The organism is Herbaspirillum sp. C7C2 (assembly GCF_022627865.1).
Lineage (GTDB): Bacteria > Pseudomonadota > Gammaproteobacteria > Burkholderiales > Burkholderiaceae_D > Herbaspirillum > Herbaspirillum frisingense.
This window is the reverse complement of the sequence record NZ_JABXGI010000003.1, coordinates 163,344-181,534: the sequence shown is the minus strand read 5'-3', so window position 1 is coordinate 181,534 and position 18,191 is coordinate 163,344. Positions and strand designations below refer to the sequence as shown.

The 18,191-nt window shown below is 65.3% G+C and carries 17 protein-coding genes; 15 read left to right on the top strand and 2 right to left on the bottom strand.

From position 1 onward, the window contains the following. Window positions 1–35 precede the first annotated feature (35 nt). Both aceF and lpdA read left to right on the top strand, forming a co-directional pair. Window positions 36–1,697, top strand: coding sequence for a dihydrolipoyllysine-residue acetyltransferase (gene aceF / locus HWE04_RS06805; protein WP_241811926.1), 1,662 nt, complete (start codon window positions 36–38; stop codon window positions 1,695–1,697). Between the two features lie 41 nt (window positions 1,698–1,738). Then, window positions 1,739–3,535: a dihydrolipoyl dehydrogenase gene (gene lpdA, locus HWE04_RS06800; RefSeq protein ID WP_241811925.1), complete on the top strand. Its 1,797-nt coding sequence runs from the start codon at window positions 1,739–1,741 to the stop codon at window positions 3,533–3,535. Between the two features lie 102 nt (window positions 3,536–3,637). On the opposite strand, the gene HWE04_RS06795 is transcribed toward lpdA, so the two are convergent. Continuing rightward, the gene (locus HWE04_RS06795) at window positions 3,638–5,053 is read right to left on the bottom strand and encodes an FAD-binding oxidoreductase (protein WP_241811924.1); all 1,416 of its coding nucleotides are present in this window, start codon (window positions 5,051–5,053) and stop codon (window positions 3,638–3,640) included. An 8-nt stretch (window positions 5,054–5,061) separates the two neighbouring features. Then, window positions 5,062–5,748 (bottom strand): aspartate/glutamate racemase family protein, encoded by a 687-nt coding sequence (locus HWE04_RS06790; RefSeq protein ID WP_241811923.1) that lies wholly within the window; start codon window positions 5,746–5,748, stop codon window positions 5,062–5,064. 128 nt (window positions 5,749–5,876) lie between these two features. On the opposite strand from HWE04_RS06790, the gene HWE04_RS06785 reads away from it, so the two are divergent. The 13 genes from HWE04_RS06785 (at window position 5,877) to HWE04_RS06725 (ending at window position 18,164) form a co-directional block, all read left to right on the top strand. Then, complete coding sequence (locus HWE04_RS06785) at window positions 5,877–6,821, top strand: LysR substrate-binding domain-containing protein (protein WP_180670724.1); 945 nt, start codon at window positions 5,877–5,879, stop codon at window positions 6,819–6,821. 132 nt (window positions 6,822–6,953) lie between these two features. Then, window positions 6,954–7,895, top strand: a complete 942-nt coding sequence (locus tag HWE04_RS06780) for a dihydrodipicolinate synthase family protein (protein WP_077237856.1) — start codon at window positions 6,954–6,956, stop codon at window positions 7,893–7,895. Between the two features lie 10 nt (window positions 7,896–7,905). Then, window positions 7,906–8,685, top strand: coding sequence for an SDR family oxidoreductase (locus HWE04_RS06775; protein ID WP_241811922.1), 780 nt, complete (start codon window positions 7,906–7,908; stop codon window positions 8,683–8,685). Window positions 8,686–8,715: 30 nt separating this feature from the next. Continuing rightward, window positions 8,716–10,188: a dihydropyrimidinase gene (gene hydA, locus HWE04_RS06770; RefSeq protein ID WP_241812070.1), complete on the top strand. Its 1,473-nt coding sequence runs from the start codon at window positions 8,716–8,718 to the stop codon at window positions 10,186–10,188. Beyond that, the gene (locus HWE04_RS06765; protein WP_241811921.1) at window positions 10,185–11,147 is read left to right on the top strand and encodes an N-carbamoyl-D-amino-acid hydrolase; all 963 of its coding nucleotides are present in this window, start codon (window positions 10,185–10,187) and stop codon (window positions 11,145–11,147) included. Before hydA ends, HWE04_RS06765 begins: the two co-directional genes overlap by 4 nt. 37 nt (window positions 11,148–11,184) lie before the next feature. Further along, window positions 11,185–12,057, top strand: a complete 873-nt coding sequence (locus tag HWE04_RS06760) for a transporter substrate-binding domain-containing protein (protein WP_006462340.1) — start codon at window positions 11,185–11,187, stop codon at window positions 12,055–12,057. A gap of 30 nt (window positions 12,058–12,087) precedes the next feature. Beyond that, window positions 12,088–12,837 (top strand): amino acid ABC transporter ATP-binding protein, encoded by a 750-nt coding sequence (locus tag HWE04_RS06755; protein WP_006462341.1) that lies wholly within the window; start codon window positions 12,088–12,090, stop codon window positions 12,835–12,837. Window positions 12,838–12,840: 3 nt separating this feature from the next. Beyond that, window positions 12,841–13,512 (top strand): amino acid ABC transporter permease, encoded by a 672-nt coding sequence (locus HWE04_RS06750; RefSeq protein WP_006462342.1) that lies wholly within the window; start codon window positions 12,841–12,843, stop codon window positions 13,510–13,512. A 12-nt stretch (window positions 13,513–13,524) separates the two neighbouring features. Further along, window positions 13,525–14,199: an amino acid ABC transporter permease gene (locus HWE04_RS06745; RefSeq protein ID WP_198979870.1), complete on the top strand. Its 675-nt coding sequence runs from the start codon at window positions 13,525–13,527 to the stop codon at window positions 14,197–14,199. Between the two features lie 448 nt (window positions 14,200–14,647). Continuing rightward, window positions 14,648–15,433, top strand: a complete 786-nt coding sequence (locus HWE04_RS06740; RefSeq protein ID WP_006462344.1) for an ABC transporter ATP-binding protein — start codon at window positions 14,648–14,650, stop codon at window positions 15,431–15,433. A gap of 56 nt (window positions 15,434–15,489) precedes the next feature. Then, window positions 15,490–16,485, top strand: a complete 996-nt coding sequence (locus HWE04_RS06735) for an ABC transporter substrate-binding protein (protein WP_006462345.1) — start codon at window positions 15,490–15,492, stop codon at window positions 16,483–16,485. 2 nt (window positions 16,486–16,487) lie between these two features. Then, window positions 16,488–17,357 (top strand): ABC transporter permease, encoded by an 870-nt coding sequence (locus HWE04_RS06730; RefSeq protein ID WP_006462346.1) that lies wholly within the window; start codon window positions 16,488–16,490, stop codon window positions 17,355–17,357. A 36-nt stretch (window positions 17,358–17,393) separates the two neighbouring features. Continuing rightward, window positions 17,394–18,164 carry an SDR family oxidoreductase gene (locus tag HWE04_RS06725; RefSeq protein WP_039874635.1) on the top strand — a complete coding sequence of 257 codons (771 nt, stop codon included), beginning with the start codon at window positions 17,394–17,396 and terminating at the stop codon, window positions 18,162–18,164. Window positions 18,165–18,191 lie beyond the last annotated feature (27 nt).

Genomic DNA, 18,191 nt, shown 5'->3' with positions numbered 1-18,191 from the left:
CCTGGGCCAGGGAACAGAACAACGGAGCGCATCAGATGAGTCAAGTCGAAGTAAAAGTCCCGGACATCGGCGATTTCAAGGAAGTCGAAGTCATTGAGGTGATGGTCAAGGTCGGCGATACCATCAAGGTCGATCAGTCCCTGATCACCGTCGAATCCGACAAGGCCAGCATGGAAATCCCCTCCACCCAGGCTGGCGTGGTCAAGGAAATCAAGGTCAAGGTCGGCGACAAGGTCGCCGAAGGTTCGTTGCTGCTGATCGTCGAAGGCGAGGGCGCTGCGGCAGCACCACAAGCCGCCGCCCCGCAAGCCGCCGCCGCTGCGCCGGCTGCCGCCCAGGCCTCTGCCCCCGCACCCGCGCCAGCCGCTGCGGCTGCTGGCGCCGGTGGTACGGTCGAGATTGAAGTCCCCGACATCGGCGACTTCAAGGAAGTGGAAGTCATCGAAGTCATGGTCAAGGTCGGCGATACCGTCAAGGCCGAGCAGTCCCTGCTGACCGTGGAATCCGACAAGGCCAGCATGGAGATTCCCTCCAGCCACGCCGGCGTGATCAAGGAACTGAAGGTCAAGCTGGGTGACAAGGTCGCCAAGGGCAGCATCATCGCCACCATCGAAGCCGTCGGTGGCGCACCTGCCGCCGCTGCTGCACCTGCCCCTGCTGCCGCCGCAGCTGCCCCTGCCGCGCCCGCAGCGTCGGCCCCGGCTGCTGCTGCCCCTGCTGCCGCCGCACCGGCCATCGCCACCGCTTCGGCCACCAGCACCGGCGGCAAGGCCCACGCTTCGCCGTCCGTGCGCAAGTTCGCCCGCGAACTCGGTGTGGACCTCTCGCGCGTGCCGGCCACCGGCCCCAAGGGTCGCATCCTGCAGCTGGACGTACAGAACTTCGTCAAGGGCGTCATGGCCGGTTCCACCGCGGTCGCCGCCGCCCCAGCCACCAATGGCAGCGGTACCGGCATGAACCTGCTGCCGTGGCCGTCGCTGGACTTCAGCAAGTTCGGCGAGACCGAACTGCTGGCCCTGTCGCGCATCAAGAAGATCAGCGGCCCCAACCTGCATCGCAACTGGGTGATGATCCCGCACGTGACGCAATTCGACGAAGCCGACGTCACCGAGCTGGAAGAATTCCGCAAGACCTCCAACGATGCCTTCGCCAAGTCCAAGTCGCCGGTCAAGCTGACCATGCTGGCCTTCGTGATCAAGGCCAGCGTCTCGGCTCTGAAGAAATTCCCGGCCTTCAATTCCTCCCTGGATGCCAAGGGCGAGAACCTGATCCTCAAGAAGTTCTACAACATCGGTTTCGCCGCCGATACCCCGAACGGCCTGGTGGTTCCGGTCATCAAGAATGCCGACCAGAAGAGCATCGGCCAGATCGCCATCGAAATGGGCGAACTGTCCGCGCAAGCCCGTGACGGCAAGTTGAAGCCGGCCGACATGCAAGGCGCGACCTTCACCATCTCCTCGCTGGGTGGCATTGGCGGCACCGCCTTCACGCCCATCATCAATGCGCCGGAAGTGGCGATCCTGGGCCTGTCCAAGTCCATCATCAAGCCGGTATGGGACGGCAAGCAGTTCGCCCCGCGCCTGATGCTGCCGACCTCGCTGTCCTATGACCACCGCGTCATCGACGGCGCCATGGGCGCGCGCTTCTCGGCCTACCTGGCCGAGGTGCTGGGTGACCTGCGCAAGTCGCTGCTGTAAGCCGCCACTAGCGAACCACAGAACATTACGGAGCCAGGACAATGAGTCTCTCTGAAGTCAAGGTCCCCGATATCGGGGATTTCAAGGAAGTCGAAGTCATCGAGGTGATGGTCAAGGTGGGCGACACCATCAAGGTCGATCAGTCCCTGATCACCGTCGAATCCGACAAGGCCAGCATGGAAATCCCGTCTTCCTCGGCCGGCGTGGTCAAGGAAGTCAAGGTCAAGGTCGGTGACAAGGTCGCCGAAGGTTCGCTGCTGCTGCTGGTGGAAGCCAGCGGCGAAGCTGCCGCAGCGCCGGCGCCTGCCGCCGCGCCTGCACCGTCCGCCGCAGCGCCTGCTGCCGCTCCAGCCGCTTCTGCTGCACCCGCTGCCCCCGCAGCCGCCCCGGCCGCTGCCAGCTTCGGCGGCAGCGCCGACGTGCAGTGCGACGTCATGGTGCTCGGTGGTGGCCCCGGTGGCTACTCGGCCGCCTTCCGCGCCGCCGACCTGGGCCTGAACACGGTCATCGTCGAGCGCGAAGCCACCCTGGGTGGCGTCTGCCTGAACGTCGGTTGCATCCCCTCCAAGGCCCTGCTGCACGTGGCCGCCGTGATCGACGAGACCGCCGCCATGGCCTCGCACGGTGTCACCTTCGGCAAGCCCGAGATCGACATCGACAAGCTGCGCGGCTACAAGGACAAGGTCATCGGCACCATGACCGGCGGCCTGGCCGGCATGGCCAAGGCGCGCAAGGTGGCGGTGGTCAATGGTGACGGCCAGTTCGCCGGCCCCAACCACATCGAAGTGACCGCCGCTGACGGCAGCAAGAAGGTGGTGCAGTTCAAGCACGCCATCATCGCCGCCGGTTCCTCGGTGGTGAACCTGCCCTTTGTGCCGCAGGATCCGCGCATCGTCGACTCCACCGGCGCGCTGGAACTGCGCCAGGTGCCCAAGCGCATGCTGGTCATCGGTGGCGGCATCATCGGCCTGGAAATGGCCACCGTCTATTCCACCCTGGGCGCGCGCATCGACGTGGTCGAGATGATGGACGGCCTGATGCAGGGCGCTGATCGCGACATGGTCAAGGTCTGGCAGAAGTTCAACGAAAAGCGCTTCGACAACGTCATGGTCAAGACCAAGACGGTGGCCGTGGAAGCGCTAGCCGAAGGCATCAAGGTGACGTTCGAAGCCGCCGAAGCCGGCGCCACCGCCCCCGAGCCGCAACTGTACGACCTGGTGCTGGTGGCCGTGGGCCGCAGCCCCAACGGCAAGAAGGTCTCGGCCGACAAGGCGGGCGTGATCGTGGGTGATCGCGGCTTCATCCCGGTGGACAAGCAGATGCGCACCAACGTCCCGCACATCTTCGCCATCGGCGACCTGGTGGGCCAGCCCATGCTGGCGCACAAGGCCGTGCATGAAGGCCACGTCGCTGCTGAAGCGATTGCCGGCGAGAAGAGCTTCTTCGACGCCAGCGTCATCCCCTCGGTGGCCTACACCGATCCGGAAGTGGCCTGGGTCGGCGTGACCGAAGACGAAGCCAAGGCAAAAGGCATCAAGATCGAGAAGGGCCATTTCCCGTGGGCCGCCTCCGGTCGCGCCGTGGCCAATGGCCGTTCGGAAGGCTTCACCAAGCTGCTCTTCGACGCCGAAACGCATCGCGTGATCGGCGGCGGCATCGTCGGCACCCATGCCGGCGACATGATCGGCGAAGTGGCCCTGGCCATCGAGATGGGCGCGGACGCCGTGGATATTGGCAAGACCATCCACCCGCACCCGACCCTGGGCGAGTCCCTGGGCATGGCCGCGGAAGTGGCCGAAGGCCATTGCACGGACTTGCCGCCGCAGCGCAAGAAGTAAGCGCAGCCAGCAGCAAAGCAGCAACAAGAAAATCGGCGGACCATCTGGTCCGCCGATTTTTTTTTATCTGCCCTCCATGCCGCTCAAGCTGAATGGAACCAGCTAAAGCAACTTCCCCGGATTCATGATCAGGTTGGGATCGAAGGCCTGCTTGATACGCAGCATCAGCTCCATCTCCAGCGGCGACTTGTAGTGCTGCAGCTCGTCGCGCCGCAACTGTCCCACGCCATGCTCGGCGCTGATGCTGCCCTGCAGGTCGGTGACCAGGTCGTGCACCAGGCGGTTCAGCAGCAGCGTGGCCTGCTTGACGTCTTCATAGGTCGAGGACAGCGGGATCATCACGTTGAAATGCAGGTTGCCATCGCCCAGGTGGCCGAAGTTGATGATCTGCGCGGCCAGGCCGCAATCGGCGATGCGCGCCTCGGCCTGCGCCACGAAGCCGGCGATGGCCGAGATCGGCAGGGCGATGTCGTGCTTGATGACCTTGCCGGCGCGTACCTGCGCCTGCGAGATACCTTCGCGGATTTTCCACAAGGCTGCGGCTTGCGTGCCGCTGGTGCAGAACATGGCATCGCTGATCGTTTCGTCCTCCAGGGCCTGGCCCAGTACCTCTTCCAGCATCGCCTGCAGGCCCAGGTCTTCGGTATCGGCCAGTTCGATCAGGGCGTTGTAGGGCGTCGCCCGGGCCAGCGGGGCGCGGGTGTCGGTGACGTGCTGCAGTACCAGTGCCAGTGACGCAGCCGACATCATTTCAAACGCCACCAGACGGTCGCCGCAACGGGCGCGGGTACGTGCCAGCAGGTCGGCCAGTTGTGCCGGCGAGTCGGCACCGACCCAGGCAGTGGCACGGGCGTGCGGCTGCGAGAAGAGCTTCAGCACCGCGCCGGTGATCACGCCCAGCGTGCCTTCCGAGCCGATGAAGAGATCCCGCAGGTCGTAGCCGGTATTGTCCTTGCGCAGGCCGCGCAGGCCGTTCCAGATGCGCCCGTCGGGCAAGACCACTTCCAGCCCCAGGGCCAGTTCGCGCATGTTGCCAAAGCGCAGTACGGCGATGCCACCGGCATTGGTGGCGAGATTGCCGCCGACCGTGCAGCTGCCCTCGGCACCCAGGCTCAGCGGAAAATAGCGTCCCGCGCCGCGTGCCGCCTCCTGCGCATGCGCCAGGATCACGCCGGCATCCACGGTCATGGTGTTGTTGATGGGATCGACCTCGCGCACACGGTTCATGCGGGTGGTGGAGAGGATCACTTGCGCGCCGCTGTCGTCCGGCGTGGCGCCACCGCTCATGCCGGTGTTGCCACCCTGGGTCACGATGGGAGTGTGGGTGAGATGGCACAGCCGCACCACCTCCGCGGTCTGCGCCGTGTCGGCCGGACGCACCACCACCGCCACGCGGCCCTGCCACTTGCCGAGCCAGTCCTTGAGATAGGGGGCCTGGGCCTCGGCCTCGGTGACCAGTCCGGCATCGCCGACGATGGCGTGCAGCTGGCGGATCAGTTCCTGGGTGTTCTCGCTCATGTCAGTCCTCATGCTCCATGCCAGTTCATCTTGATGCGGCCGATGGCCATGGCCGCAGCGGCCTGGCTGGGCTCGACCACGGGCAGGCCCAGCGCCTGCTGCAGGGGATCGCGATAGGCCGCCATGCCGGCGCAGCCCATGACGATGACATCGGCGCCATGTTCGTCGCGCAGGCGGCGGCCGACTTCGGTCATGCGCGCCAGGGTGCGTTCGTATTGCGCCAGTTCGGTCACGTTCAGGCCGATGGCCAGCTCGCCGGCCAGTCGTGCCTGCACCCCCATAGCGCCATAGGCGCGCAGGTGGCGCGGGATCGAGCCCGGCAGGATGGCGATCACGCCAAAGCGCTGGCCCAGCGTAAGGGCCGTCAGTACGCCGCTTTCCATGATGCCCAGCACTGGGACGTCCACCGCCTCGCGCACCGCATGCAGGCCGGGATCGGAGTAGCAGGCGATCACGAAGGCTGCTGCCCGGGGACGCAAGGAGCGCGCCAGCGCCACCAGTTGCGGTGCCACGCTGTCCACGTCCTGCTGGGTCTGGATCCCGGGTGGCCCGGACTGCAGCGACAGGCATTCGATGGCCGGTCCGCCCGCCATGCGCAGCGGCGCCATGGCGGCGTCGATGCCGCGCGTGACGGCGGCCATACTATTGGGATTGATGATGAACAGGGCAGGGCCGTCGGCGGGGGCAATGGACATGATGGTTTCTCGCGGGTTCTCGCAAAACAGGAGTCAGCACAGGCAAGGACTGTACCCCAGGCCGACGGGCATGCTCCTTGCTCATTTGTCGGTTCCCCTTAACATGCTGTTATGCGCGACGAGGATCCATGGCACTGAACCTGCGTCAGATCGAGGTATTCCGGGCGGTCATGACGACCGGCTCCATCAGCGGCGCCTCACAATTGCTGTTCGTCTCCCAGCCGGCGGTGAGCCGCCTGCTGTCCCATACCGAGCAACGGGTGGGCTTCGCCCTGTTCGAACGCATCAAGGGCCGGCTCTATGCCACGCCCGAGGCCAAGAAGCTGTTCCACGAGGTGGAGCACGTCTACCAGGCCGTGCAGCGCGTCAACGAGCTGGCCACCGACCTCTCGGAAAACCGCAGCGGCATCCTCAACATCGTCTCCAGCCCCAGCATCGGGCAGATGCTGATCCCGCAGGCCATCGCCCTGTTCCGCAACCGGCATCCGGATGTCAAGCTGACCTTCCACTGCCTCAATTACGGCTACCTGAAGGATCGCCTGCTGGCGCGCCAGGCCGACCTGGGCATCATCATCCTGCCCATGGAACACCCCAGCCTGCAGGTCACGCCCCTGTGCAGCAACCGGCTGGTGTGCGTGCTGCCCTACAACCATGAGCTGACCCGGCGCGGCACCCTGAGCCTGGCCGATCTGCGGCCCTTCCCGCTGATCTCCTACAACCGCGATTCCCCCTTCGGCGGCATCGTCGGCCGCTTCTACCAGTCCGAGGAAGAACCGCTGCGGCCCATCATGGAAGTGGGCTCGCCGCAGAACGCCTGTTCCCTGGTGCAGATGGGCGCCGGGGTGGCGCTGGTGGATGAATTCTCGGTGCGCAGCTGGGCCGGTACCAGCCAGATGGTGGTGCGTCCGGTGGCGCGCGCGCCCATCCTGCGGGCCAACCTGGTGCATGTGCGCACCGAGCCGCTGTCGCAGCTGACCCAGGCCTTCGTCGCCGAGTTGCAGCAGCTGGTGCGGGCCCAGGGCTACGGCCTGCCGCATGAAGAGGTGGTCAACGCTATCGATGGCGAGCATTAACGCCACGTTAAGGCGTGCGCACAAAAAGGCATGCGACAAGCACGGATGACTCCACGACAATCGTTTCCATCCTGTCCGGCCTGGCCCAGCGCCCGGTCGCCGCTGCCACCATCTCTTCATGGAATGTCGCGCATGTCTTCTTCGTCCACATCTGCTTCTTCGCTGGCCACCGCACGCGGTGTCTACACCATCTGCCCCACGCCCTTCCACGCCGATGGCGGCCTGGACCTGGGCAGCATCGCCACCCTGGTCGAGTTCCAGATCCAGGCCGGCGTCTCGGGTCTGGCCATCCTCGGCTTCCTGGGCGAGGCACACAAGCTCTCCAATGCCGAACGGCGAGCCGTAACCGCCACCTTCGTCAAGTGCGCCGCCGGTCGCGTGCCGGTCTGGGTCGGAGTGCGCGCACTGGGCCTGGCCGGTGCCATCGAGCAGGCCACCGAAGCCGCCGAGGCCGGCGCTGCCGCGGTCTTCGCCGCACCGCTGGACATGGCCTCGGACGCCGTGCAGTTCGATTACTACAAGTCGCTGGCGGCGGCCCTGAACATCCCGGTGGTGATCCACGATTTCCCCGACTCCTTCGGCACCGAGATCAAGGCTGAAGTGATCGCCCGCCTGGGCCGCGAAGGCGGGGTCAACTTCATCAAGATGGAAGAGCCGCCGGTGGGCCAGAAGATCAGCCGCATCCGCGACCTGGCGGGCGAATCCATGCGCATCTTCGGTGGACTGGGCGGCGTGTACTTCCTGGAAGAGCTGCAGCGCGGCGCGGTCGGCACCATGACCGGCTTTGCCTTCCCCGAAATCCTGGTGCGTATCTATGACCAGTTCGCCGCCGGCGACCTGGCCGGTGCCGCAGCCACCTTCGACAAGTATTGCCCGCTCATCCGCTATGAATTCCAGCCCAAGATCGGCCTGTCGCTGCGCAAGTATGTCTACCGCAAGCGCGGCGTGATCTCCAGCGACGCCATCCGCTCGCCGGGCATGCGCATCGATCCCGAGACCGAGCGCGAACTGGAAGCCGTGATCGCCCGCGTGGGCCTGGACCTCAACCAGCGCGGCGCGCTGGTCATCCAGTAAGGGGCCGCGCATGGACCTGGGAATCGCCGGACGTCGCGCACTGGTCTGCGCCTCCAGCAAGGGGCTGGGCCTGGCCTGTGCCATTTCTCTGGCGCGCGAAGGCGTGGCCGTGACCATGACCGCACGCGGCGCCGAGGCGCTGGAGGCGGCCGCACAGCAGGTGCGCGAGGCTGCCGGTGCCACCGTCATCGCTGTGGCCGGCGACATCACCACGCCCGAGGGCCGCGCCCTGGCGCTGGCGGCCTGTCCCGATCCGGACATCCTCATCACCAACGCCGGTGGCCCCAAGCCCGGCGACTTCCGCGAGTGGTCGCGGGAAGACTGGATCGCCGCCGTGGACGCCAACATGCTCACCCCCATCGAGCTCATCAAGGCCACCGTGGACGGCATGATGAAGTGCGGCTTCGGTCGCATCGTCAACATCACCTCCGGCGCGGTGAAGGCGCCCATCGACATCCTCGGCCTGTCCAACGGCGCACGCTCCGGGCTGACCGGTTTCGTCGCCGGCCTGGCGCGCAAGACCGTGGCCCACAACGTGACCATCAACAACCTGCTGCCGGGCCCGTTCGAGACCGATCGCCTGCTGGCCACGGCCGCCACCGCTGCCCGTGGGACCGACAAGAGCGTGGAGCAGGTCCTGGCGGCCCGCCGCGCTGCCAATCCGGCCGGACGTTTCGGCCAGCCCGGCGAATTCGGCGATGCCTGCGCCTGGCTGTGCAGCGCCCAGGCCGGCTTCGTCACCGGGCAGAACCTGCTGATGGATGGCGGCGCCTATCCCGGCACTTTCTGAACGCAGACTCCGATAAGGAAGGCAATGAGCATGGACTTCGACCTCACCATCCGCAACGGCCGCATCTCCACCGACCGTGACACCTTCGTGGCCGACATCGGCGTCAAGGATGGCGTGATCGTGCGCATCGCACCGGGCCTGTCGCCCGGGCGCGAAGACATCGACGCAGCCGGTCGCTGGGTGCTGCCCGGTGGCATCGACAGTCACTGCCACATCGAACAGCTTTCCGGCATGGGCATGATGTGTGCCGACGATTTCTATTCCGGCACCGTGTCGGCGGCCTTCGGCGGCACCACCACCATCATTCCCTTCGCCGCCCAGCATCGCGGCAAGCGCATTCCCGACGTCATCGCCGACTACGCGCAACGCGCCCGTGAAAAGGCGGTGATCGACTACGGCTTCCACCTGATCCTGGCCGACCCTGACGAGCAGGCGCTGCAACACGACCTGCCGCAGGCCATCCGCGACGGCATCACCTCGCTGAAGGTCTACATGACCTACAACGCCTTGAAGCTGGACGACTACCAGCTGCTGGACGTGATGGCGCTGGCCGGCAGGGAAGGGGCGCTGGTGATGATCCACGCCGAGAACCACGACATGATTCGCTGGCTCGCCTCGCGCCTGCTGGACCAGGGTCATACCGCACCCAAGTTCCACGCAGTGGCGCACGACCCGTTGGCCGAAGCCGAAGCCAGCAACCGCGCCATTGCACTGTCGCGCCTGATCGGCGTGCCGGTGCTGATCGTGCACGTGGCCGGCGCCGAAACCGTGCAGACCATCCGCAATGCCAAGCTGCTGGGCGCGCAGATCTATGCCGAGAGCTGCCCGCAATACCTGTTCCTTACCGCCGAGGATATCGACCTGCCCGGTGTGGAAGGCGCCAAGTATTGCTGCAGCCCGCCGCCGCGCGACGCCAATGCCCAGGAGGCGGTCTGGGCCGGACTCAAGGATGGCACGCTGGGCATGTATTCCTCCGACCATGCGCCTTACCGCTTCGACGAAAGCGGCAAGCTGCCGCGTGGCGAAGACACCACCTTCAAGGAAATGGCCAATGGCGTGCCCGGCATCGAACTGCGCCTGCCGCTGCTGTTTTCCGAAGGCGTGCTGGGCGGGCGCATCGACATCCACGAATTCGTGCGCCTGACTGCCACCAACCACGCCCACATGTATGGTCTGTCGCACTGCAAGGGCAACATCGCCGAGGGCCTGGATGCCGACCTGGTGATCTGGAACCCCGAACGCGAAACCACCATCACGGCCGACCTGCTGCACGACAACGTCGGTTACACCCCCTATGAAGGCCGGCAGATCAAGGGCTGGCCGGAAGTGGTCACCAGCCGTGGCCGGGTGGTGATCAGCGAGGGCGAACTGAAAGTGCAGCGCGGATCGGGCCGCTATATCGCGCGCCAGTGTCCGGAACCGGCCGGCATCGCGCAACGGCCATCGCGCAGCCATCTGCCGGGCTTGCTCGGCCTCAAGGGAAAAGCATGGGAGCAGCAATGAACGCAAGCAATCACAAACGCTTCGGCCTGGCCGTGGCGCAGATGGGGCCGGTGCAACTGGCCGAGGATCGAGCCACCGTGGTGCGCCGCCTGCTGGAGATGATGCGTGAAGCCGCCTCGCGCGGCGCGAAGATGGTGGTCTTCCCGGAACTGGCGCTGACCACCTTCTTCCCGCGTTACTGGATGGAAGACCAGGCCGAGGTCGATGCCCGTTTCTTCGAATCCGAGATGCCGGGGCCGCAGACCCGCCCGCTGTTCGAACTGGCGGCGCAACTGGGCATCGGCTTCTATCTCGGCTATGCCGAACTGACTGCCGACGGCCATCACTACAACACCGCCATCCTGGTCGATGACAAGGCGCAGATCGTGGCGCGCTATCGCAAGATCCACCTGCCCGGCCATAGCGATCACAAGCCCGAGGCGCCGTTCCAGCACCTGGAAAAGAAATACTTCGAGGTCGGCAACGATGGCTTCGGCGTCACCGACATGCTGGGCACCCGCATCGGCCAGTGCCTGTGCAACGACCGCCGCTGGCCCGAGACCTATCGTGTCATGAGCCTGCAGAGCGCGCGCATCGTCACGCTGGGCTACAACACGCCGTCCTGGAACATCCACTGGAACGAGCCGCCGCACCTGCGCATGTTCCACCACCTGCTGTCGCTGCAGGCCAATGCCTACCAGAACGGCCTGTGGGTGGCGGCCGCCGCCAAGTGCGGGTTTGAAGACGGCTTCCACATGATCGGCGGCTCGGCCATCGTCGCGCCTTCCGGCGAGATCGTGGCGCAGGCACAGGGCGAGGAAGACGAAGTCATCTTCGCCAACTGCGACCTGGGCCTGGGCGAGACCTTCCTGCAGCACGTCTTCAATTTCGCCAAGCACCGTCGTCCCGAACACTACCGCCTCATCGTCGAACGCACCGGTGCCGGCGAACCGCTGGCGCCGTCCGAACTGTCCACCTGAATCCTGTCCACCTTCCACCCAATCGAGGAGTGTTGCGATGTTGCCCTTCCTGGCCCTGCCGTCCAAGTTATCCCTGAAGTGTTCCCTGCTGGTCGCCCTGTCGGCCAGCGCGCTGCTGTCGGCCGGGGCATTCGCCCAGGGCGCGCCGCTGCGCACCGGCGTGGATGCCACCTTCGCCCCGCATGCCATGGTCAAGCTGGGCGGCGGCCTGCAAGGCTTCAACATCGACCTGGGTGAAGAACTGGCGCGCCGCCTGGGCCGCAAGATCGAGATCGAAGGCACCGAATTCTCCGGTCTGGTACCAGGCCTGAACGCCAAGAAATACGACTTCGTGCTGGCGCCGGTGACCGCCACCCCCGAACGCGCCAAGGCCATGCTCTTCACCGAGGGCTACCTCGATACCGACTACACCTTCGTCATAAAGAAGGGTGCGCCCGCCATCACCGCCCTGGAAGACCTCAAGGGCAAGACCATCTCGGTCAACAAGGGCTCGGCCTATGAACTGTGGGCGCGTGACAATGCGCCCAAGTATGGCTTCAAGTACGACGTCTACGGCAACAACGCCGATGCCGTGCAGGCAGTGCAATCGGGACGCGCCGACGCCAACCTGGCCGGCAGCACCGTAGCGGCCTGGGCCGCCAAGCAGAACCCGGCCGTGCAGACCACCTATACCGTCAAGACCGGCCTGGTCTGGGCGCTGGCCTTCCGCCTGGACGACAAGGCCGGCCGCGACGCCGCCGGCATGGCGCTCAAGTGCATGAAGCAGGACGGCACGATGGGCAAGATCGCCCAGAAGTGGTTCGGCTATACCCCCGCGCCAGACGCCACTGTGGTCAAGGTCGGCGTGGGGCAGGGCGTGCCGGGCCTGGATGGCTACGACCCGACGCCGGTCACGCTCAAGTGCCACTGATCCTGGCCCTTTTCACCGGATGAACCACCCATGAACCTTGCCGCCCCCATCCTCGAAATCGTCGGCCTGCACAAGTCCTATGAAGGCAATACGGTCTTGCGCGGCATCGACCTGCGCGTGCGCACCGGCCAGCTGATCTGCGTGATCGGCCCGTCCGGCTCGGGCAAGAGCACCATGCTGCGCTGCTGCAACCGGCTGGAAGAACCCAGTGCCGGCCAGATCGTGGTGGATGGGGTGGACATCATGCATGCCCGCACCGACCTCAACGCGGTGCGCCAGCAGATCGGCATGGTGTTCCAGCAGTTCAATCTGTACCCGCACCTGAGCGTGCTGGGCAATGTGATGCTGGCCCTGAAAAAGGTGCAGAAGCACTCGCATGCCGAGGCCGAAGCCCGTGCCCGACGGGCGCTGGAGCAGGTGGGCATGCTGGAAAAGGCGGCCGCCTATCCCGGCCAGTTGTCCGGCGGCCAGCAGCAGCGCGTGGGCATTGCCCGCGGCATCGCCCTGCAGCCCAAGGTGATGCTGTTCGACGAACCCACCAGCGCGCTCGACCCCGAGCTGGTGGGTAGCGTCCTGGAGGTCATGCGCCAGCTGCGCGAGGCCGGCATGACCATGCTGGTGGTCACGCACGAGATGGCCTTCGCCCGCGCAGCGGCTGATCGCGTGGTGTTCATGGACGGTGGCGTGATCGTCGAGGAAGGCCCGCCCGAACAGATCTTCGGCGATCCGCAACAGGCCCGCACCAAGGCCTTCGTGGCCCGCTACGCCGCACAGCACTGAGCCATGGAGCAATTCCTCTTTACCTTCTTCAATGCCGAGATCGCCGCCCGCTACTGGCCGGATATCCTGCGCGGCATGGGCGTGACCGTCCTGCTGAGTCTGGCCGTGATCGGCGCCGGGCTGCTGCTGGGCCTGTTGCTGGCGGTGCTGCGCGCCACCGGCAAGCGCGGCCTGGTGTTCATGGTGGTGGCCTTCGCCGATGTCATGCGGGCCTTGCCGCCGCTGATCCTGATCATCGTGCTGTTCTTCGCCTTCCCCTACATCGACCTGTCCATGTCGTCCTTCACTGCCACCTGGCTGGCACTGAGCCTGGTGCTGGCGGCCTACGCCGAGGAAAGCATCTGGGCCGGCATCGCCGCCTTGCCGCGTGGCCAGAGCGAAGCGGCGCGCTCCACCGGCCTGTCCTGGGGCCAGACCATGGGCGCGGTGATCCTGCCGCAGGCCCTGCGCATGGCCGTGCCGGCGCTGACCAACCGTGTCATTTCGATCACCAAGAACACTGCGCTGGGCTCGGTGGTGGCCCTGTCGGAAATCCTCAATACCGCCCAGGCCGCCAGCAGCAATGCCGGCAATCCCACGCCGCTGATGCTGGGGGCCGCGGCCTACCTGCTGATCTTCATTCCGGTGGTCTTGTTCGCGCGCTGGCTGGAAACCCGCTGGCGCTGGAAACGATAGGAGAGGGCGCCCATGGAAGCCTTGCTGCAGAATTTCTTCAACCTGGAGGTCTATCGCCAGGTGCTGCCCTTCCTGCTGGGTGGCCTGTGGACCACGGTCTGGCTGTCGTTGCTGGTGATTCCCATCGGCGTGCTCTCGGGCCTGCTGCTGGCCTTGCTGGCCACCCAGAGCCGTTCACGCGTGGTGCGCATTGCGGTGGCGGTGTATGTGGACTTCTTCCGTTCCTTCCCGCCGCTGGTGCTGCTGATCCTGATCTATTTCGGCGCCCCCTTCCTGGGGCTGGAGCTGCCCAAGCTGGTGGCCGTGGCGCTGGGCTTCATGTTCAACAATTCCAGCTATTTCGCCGAGGTGCTGCGCGCCGGCATCGAAAGCGTGCCCAGCGGCCAGATGGAAGCGGCACGCTCCACCGGCCTGTCGCGCTGGCAGGCACTGGCCTATGTGGTGGTGCCGCAGGCGGCGCGCAATGCGCTGCCCGACCTGGTGGGCAACTGCATCGAGGTCATCAAGCTGACCACCATCGCCAGCGTGGTGGCTCTGCCGGAATTGCTGCGGGTGGCACGCGACGCCCAGTCGCTGGTCTACAACCCGTCGCCCATCGTGCTGGCGGCGCTGCTCTACCTGATCCTGCTGCTGCCGCTGGTGCGCTGGCTGTCGCGGCTGGAACACCGGGGCCGCAGCCTGCACTGAGTCCGCTGTCTTTCCCTCCATCTTTCTCCCCGCTTAATACGCCGGCCGCTCCAGGCCGGCGTTTTCATTTCCGGCGCACCACACTGTGTCGTCATCGCGACAGGGCCCGCCACGGTGCAAAAGGCGCACCGGTGCGGCGCTGCATGCCTGTCTTTGGTGAGTTCCCAGCCGCGGAAAGCGCAGAAATCAGGCTTTCCAGCCTGGCACGCTGTTTGCATAAAACGAGCAAAACGGTTTTTATATAAACCATCAGTTTATATATGGAACAAAATAAGTCATTTTGTTTTGAGATATCTGCTATATTGACTGCGAATATCTCCCATATATAAATTGCTGTTTCATATATGGAACGTTTCGGTGCCCGGCAGGAGGCACCCGTCCGCAGAGACGGCAGCCGGGAAGAATAGCTGGGGCGCAACAGCGCGCTATGGCAATCAGCAGAGGCAACATGATCGAAATCGAATTCCGCAAGGTCGGCAAAAGCTTTGTCGATCGCCAGACGGCGCAAGCGCGCGCCGCTGTCACCAACGTCAACCTGTCCATCAAGAGTGGCGAGGTGGTCTCCATCATCGGCCCCTCGGGCTGTGGCAAGAGCACCCTGCTCAACATGGGCGCCGGTCTCTACCTGCCCACCGAAGGCGAAGTCTTCGTCGGCGGCGAGCGCGTGACCAAGCCGGTCCGCAAGGTGGCCTTCATGCTGCAGAAGGACCTGCTCATGCCCTGGCGCAATATCCGCGCCAACGTCACCCTGGGCCTGGAAATCGACGGCATGCGCGAGGCCGAGCGCCGACGCATCGCCGACGAGCTGCTGGCCAAGTGCCACCTCAAGGGCTTTGAAGAGCATTACCCGTACCAGCTCTCCGGCGGCATGCGCCAGCGCGCTGCGTTGGCCCGCACGCTGGCGGTGGACCCGCAGGTGCTGCTGCTGGACGAACCCTTCTCGGCCCTGGATGCGCAGACCAAGATGGTGCTGCAGCAGGACCTGGCCAAGATGCTCTACGAAAAGAAGAAGACCGCGCTCTTCATCACCCACGATCTGGTGGAAGCCATCGCCCTGTCGGACCGTCTGCTGGTCATGAGCGAGCGTCCCGGCACCATCGTCGAGGAAATCGTGGTGGACCTGCCGTTCCGCGACAACCCGCTGGAGCGTCGCAAGCTGCCCGAGATCGGCCCCTTGCAAGGGCGCCTGATGGAACTGCTCAAGGTGGGCAAAGAGACCGCCGAGCTGCACTGATTTCACGCTGCATCTTCACCCGTCAACAGAGAGACCCCAAGGGAGAGCCAGAAACCATGAAGAACCTGTTCGCATCCGCCTGTAGTGCACTTGCCCTGGTCGCCGCCACTGGCGCCGCCGTCCTGCCCATGGCCGCGCACGCCGCGCCGGAAGAAGTGACCTACCTGCTGCCTGCACCACCCAATTCGCCGGCCTTCGCCCCCTGGGTGCTGGCCCAGCACAAAGGCTATTACGCCGATGAAAACCTGAAGGTCAGCTTCATCGTCGCCAAGGGCGGCGTGGACGTGGCCAAGCAGATCGGTGCCGGCAATGCCGTCATCGGTGGCGCCATCGGCGACACCCCCATCGTGGTGCGCGCCAACGGCATCCCGGTCAAGGCTATCGCCGTGCTGGGCGCCGGTTCGGTGACCATGGTGGCGGCCAATCCGGCCGACGGCATCAAGGGCCTGAAAGACCTCAAGGGCAAGACCGTCACCGTGATGTCCTATACCGACACCACCTATTACGCCTTCCTGGGCAGCCTGAAGACGGCCGGCCTGTCCAAGACCGACGTGCAGATCCAGGCCGCCGGCCCATCGGGTGTCTGGCAGCTGTATACCTCGGGCAAGTCGCAGGCCTTCGCCGGCGTGCCGGACTGGGTGGTCAATGCCACCGATGCCGGTGCCAAGGTCGAACTGCTGGACAACGGCGGCTTCAAGAGCATGGCCCAGGCCATCCTGGCCTCCGACGACACCATCAAGAAGAACCCGGAGCTGCTCAAGCGCCTGGTGCGCGCCACCCTGCGCGGCATGCAGGACATCATGAAGGACCCCAAGGCCGCCGCCGATGACTACGTCGCTGCGCTGCCCACCTACAAGGGCAAGGAAGCCAGCATCCAGGCCACCTTCGAGATGTACAACAAGTACGTCTATGCCAACCAGAAGACCCTGGGCCAGATCGACCAGGCGCGCATGGAAGCGGTGCAGAAGTTCTACGTCAGCGAAGGCATCGTCACCAAGGCCACGCCGGTCAACGAGCTCTTCACCAACCAGTTCGTCGGAGTCGCCAAGTAATCATGAATACCACCACAGCCAAAGACCTGACCATGTCCAGTCCCGAGCCAACGTCCTCGCCCAATCCGGTCAAGCCGACGGCACGCCGTCCGCTGTTGAACGACAAGGCCCGCACGGTGTGCGGCAGCCTGGCGCTGCTGGTGGTGTTCATCGCCGCGTGGCAGTGGGGCCCGGGCATGCTGGGCATGCCTGAATACATCCTGCCCAACTTCATGCAGGTGGTGCGTGAAGCGGTGGTGATGTGGAACAACGCGCAACTGTTGCAGCACTTCGGCATCACCGCCATGGAAGTGGTGTTCGGATTCCTCTTCGGCGCCTTGCTGGGCCTGGCCGTCGGTGTCGCGCTGGGCCTCTCGCCACGGGCCGAGGCCATGCTCTCGCCTTACATCCTGGCGCTGCAGATCGCGCCCAAGGTGGCCTTTGCACCCCTGTTCGTGATGTGGCTGGGCTACACCATCTATCCCAAGATCATCGTGGCGGTGCTGATCGTGTTCTTCCCGATCATGATCAACGTGCTCTCGGCCATCCGTACCGTCGATCCCGACATGGTCAACCTGGTGCGCACGCTCAATGCCGGCCGCTGGCAGATCTTCCACCTGGTCGAGTTCCGTTCGGCGCTGCCGGCGCTGTTCTCGGGCCTGCGCATCGCCTCCACGCTGTCGGTGATCGGCGTGACCGTGGGTGAACTGGTGGGTGGCAACCAGGGCCTGGGTTATCTGCTGGTCGATGGTGAAGGGCAGGGCAATACCGCCGCCGTCTTCGTCTCCATCGTCGCACTGACCCTGATCGGCGTGGTCACCTACGGCGTGGTGGTCTGGGCCGAACGCAAGGTCCTGCACTACCTGCCCAAGGCCAATACCAGCACCGTCTGAATCCAGAGACTCAACCAGCGCAACAGGAGCAAGCACATGTCAGCAGCAAGCACGGCGACACTTTTGGCGGGACGACGCATTCTGGTCACTGGCGCCGCACGCGGCCTCGGCCTGGCGTTCGTGGACGCCATCGCCGCCGCCGGGGCCACGGTGGCCATGGCCGACATCCTGCAGGAAGAACTGGCGGCCTCGGTGGCCGCCCTGAAACAACGCGGCCTGCAGGTCGAGGGCTTTGCACTGGACCTGGCCGATCCGGCCTCGGTGAAGGCCTGCGCGGCCGCCGCCACGCAATGGCTGGGCGGACTCGACGGCCTGGTCAACAACGCCGCCATCACCAACTCCGGCGGCAAGAGCAGCGAGCAGCTGGAAGTGGACATGTGGGACCGCGTCATGGATGTCAACGTGCGCGGCACCTGGCTGATGACCAATGCCTGCCTGCCGGCGCTGCGTGCCTCGGGGCGCGGCGCGGTGGTGAACCTGTCGTCCGATACCCCGTTGTGGGGCGCTCCCAATCTGCTGGCCTACGTGGCCAGCAAGAGTGCGGTGATCGGTATGACCCGTTCGCTGGCACGCGAGCTGGGCGCCGACAACATCACCGTCAATGCGGTGGCACCGGGCCTGACGCTGGTGGAAGCCACGCAGTACGTACCGCAGGCGCGGCACCAGCACTACCTGGACGGCCGTGCCATCCGGCGCGACCAGTTGCCCGAGGATGTCTGCGGCGCGGTGGTGTTCGCGCTGTCGGAGATGGCGCGCTTCTTCACCGGTCAGGTGATGGCGGTCAACGGTGGCTTCGTGATGCATTGAAAACGTATTTCTTGCCAGATCAACCCG

What these genes read in the sequence shown, in the direction of transcription:
- aceF (WP_241811926.1), top strand. Translation starts at nt 36, where the DNA reads ATGAGTCAAGTCGAAGTAAAAGTCCCGGACATCGGCGATTTCAAGGAA.
- lpdA (WP_241811925.1), top strand. Translation starts at nt 1,739, where the DNA reads ATGAGTCTCTCTGAAGTCAAGGTCCCCGATATCGGGGATTTCAAGGAA.
- HWE04_RS06795 (WP_241811924.1), bottom strand. Translation starts at nt 5,053, where the DNA reads ATGAGCGAGAACACCCAGGAACTGATCCGCCAGCTGCACGCCATCGTC.
- HWE04_RS06790 (WP_241811923.1), bottom strand. Translation starts at nt 5,748, where the DNA reads ATGTCCATTGCCCCCGCCGACGGCCCTGCCCTGTTCATCATCAATCCC.
- HWE04_RS06785 (WP_180670724.1), top strand. Translation starts at nt 5,877, where the DNA reads ATGGCACTGAACCTGCGTCAGATCGAGGTATTCCGGGCGGTCATGACG.
- HWE04_RS06780 (WP_077237856.1), top strand. Translation starts at nt 6,954, where the DNA reads ATGTCTTCTTCGTCCACATCTGCTTCTTCGCTGGCCACCGCACGCGGT.
- HWE04_RS06775 (WP_241811922.1), top strand. Translation starts at nt 7,906, where the DNA reads ATGGACCTGGGAATCGCCGGACGTCGCGCACTGGTCTGCGCCTCCAGC.
- hydA (WP_241812070.1), top strand. Translation starts at nt 8,716, where the DNA reads ATGGACTTCGACCTCACCATCCGCAACGGCCGCATCTCCACCGACCGT.
- HWE04_RS06765 (WP_241811921.1), top strand. Translation starts at nt 10,185, where the DNA reads ATGAACGCAAGCAATCACAAACGCTTCGGCCTGGCCGTGGCGCAGATG.
- HWE04_RS06760 (WP_006462340.1), top strand. Translation starts at nt 11,185, where the DNA reads ATGTTGCCCTTCCTGGCCCTGCCGTCCAAGTTATCCCTGAAGTGTTCC.
- HWE04_RS06755 (WP_006462341.1), top strand. Translation starts at nt 12,088, where the DNA reads ATGAACCTTGCCGCCCCCATCCTCGAAATCGTCGGCCTGCACAAGTCC.
- HWE04_RS06750 (WP_006462342.1), top strand. Translation starts at nt 12,841, where the DNA reads ATGGAGCAATTCCTCTTTACCTTCTTCAATGCCGAGATCGCCGCCCGC.
- HWE04_RS06745 (WP_198979870.1), top strand. Translation starts at nt 13,525, where the DNA reads ATGGAAGCCTTGCTGCAGAATTTCTTCAACCTGGAGGTCTATCGCCAG.
- HWE04_RS06740 (WP_006462344.1), top strand. Translation starts at nt 14,648, where the DNA reads ATGATCGAAATCGAATTCCGCAAGGTCGGCAAAAGCTTTGTCGATCGC.
- HWE04_RS06735 (WP_006462345.1), top strand. Translation starts at nt 15,490, where the DNA reads ATGAAGAACCTGTTCGCATCCGCCTGTAGTGCACTTGCCCTGGTCGCC.
- HWE04_RS06730 (WP_006462346.1), top strand. Translation starts at nt 16,488, where the DNA reads ATGAATACCACCACAGCCAAAGACCTGACCATGTCCAGTCCCGAGCCA.
- HWE04_RS06725 (WP_039874635.1), top strand. Translation starts at nt 17,394, where the DNA reads ATGTCAGCAGCAAGCACGGCGACACTTTTGGCGGGACGACGCATTCTG.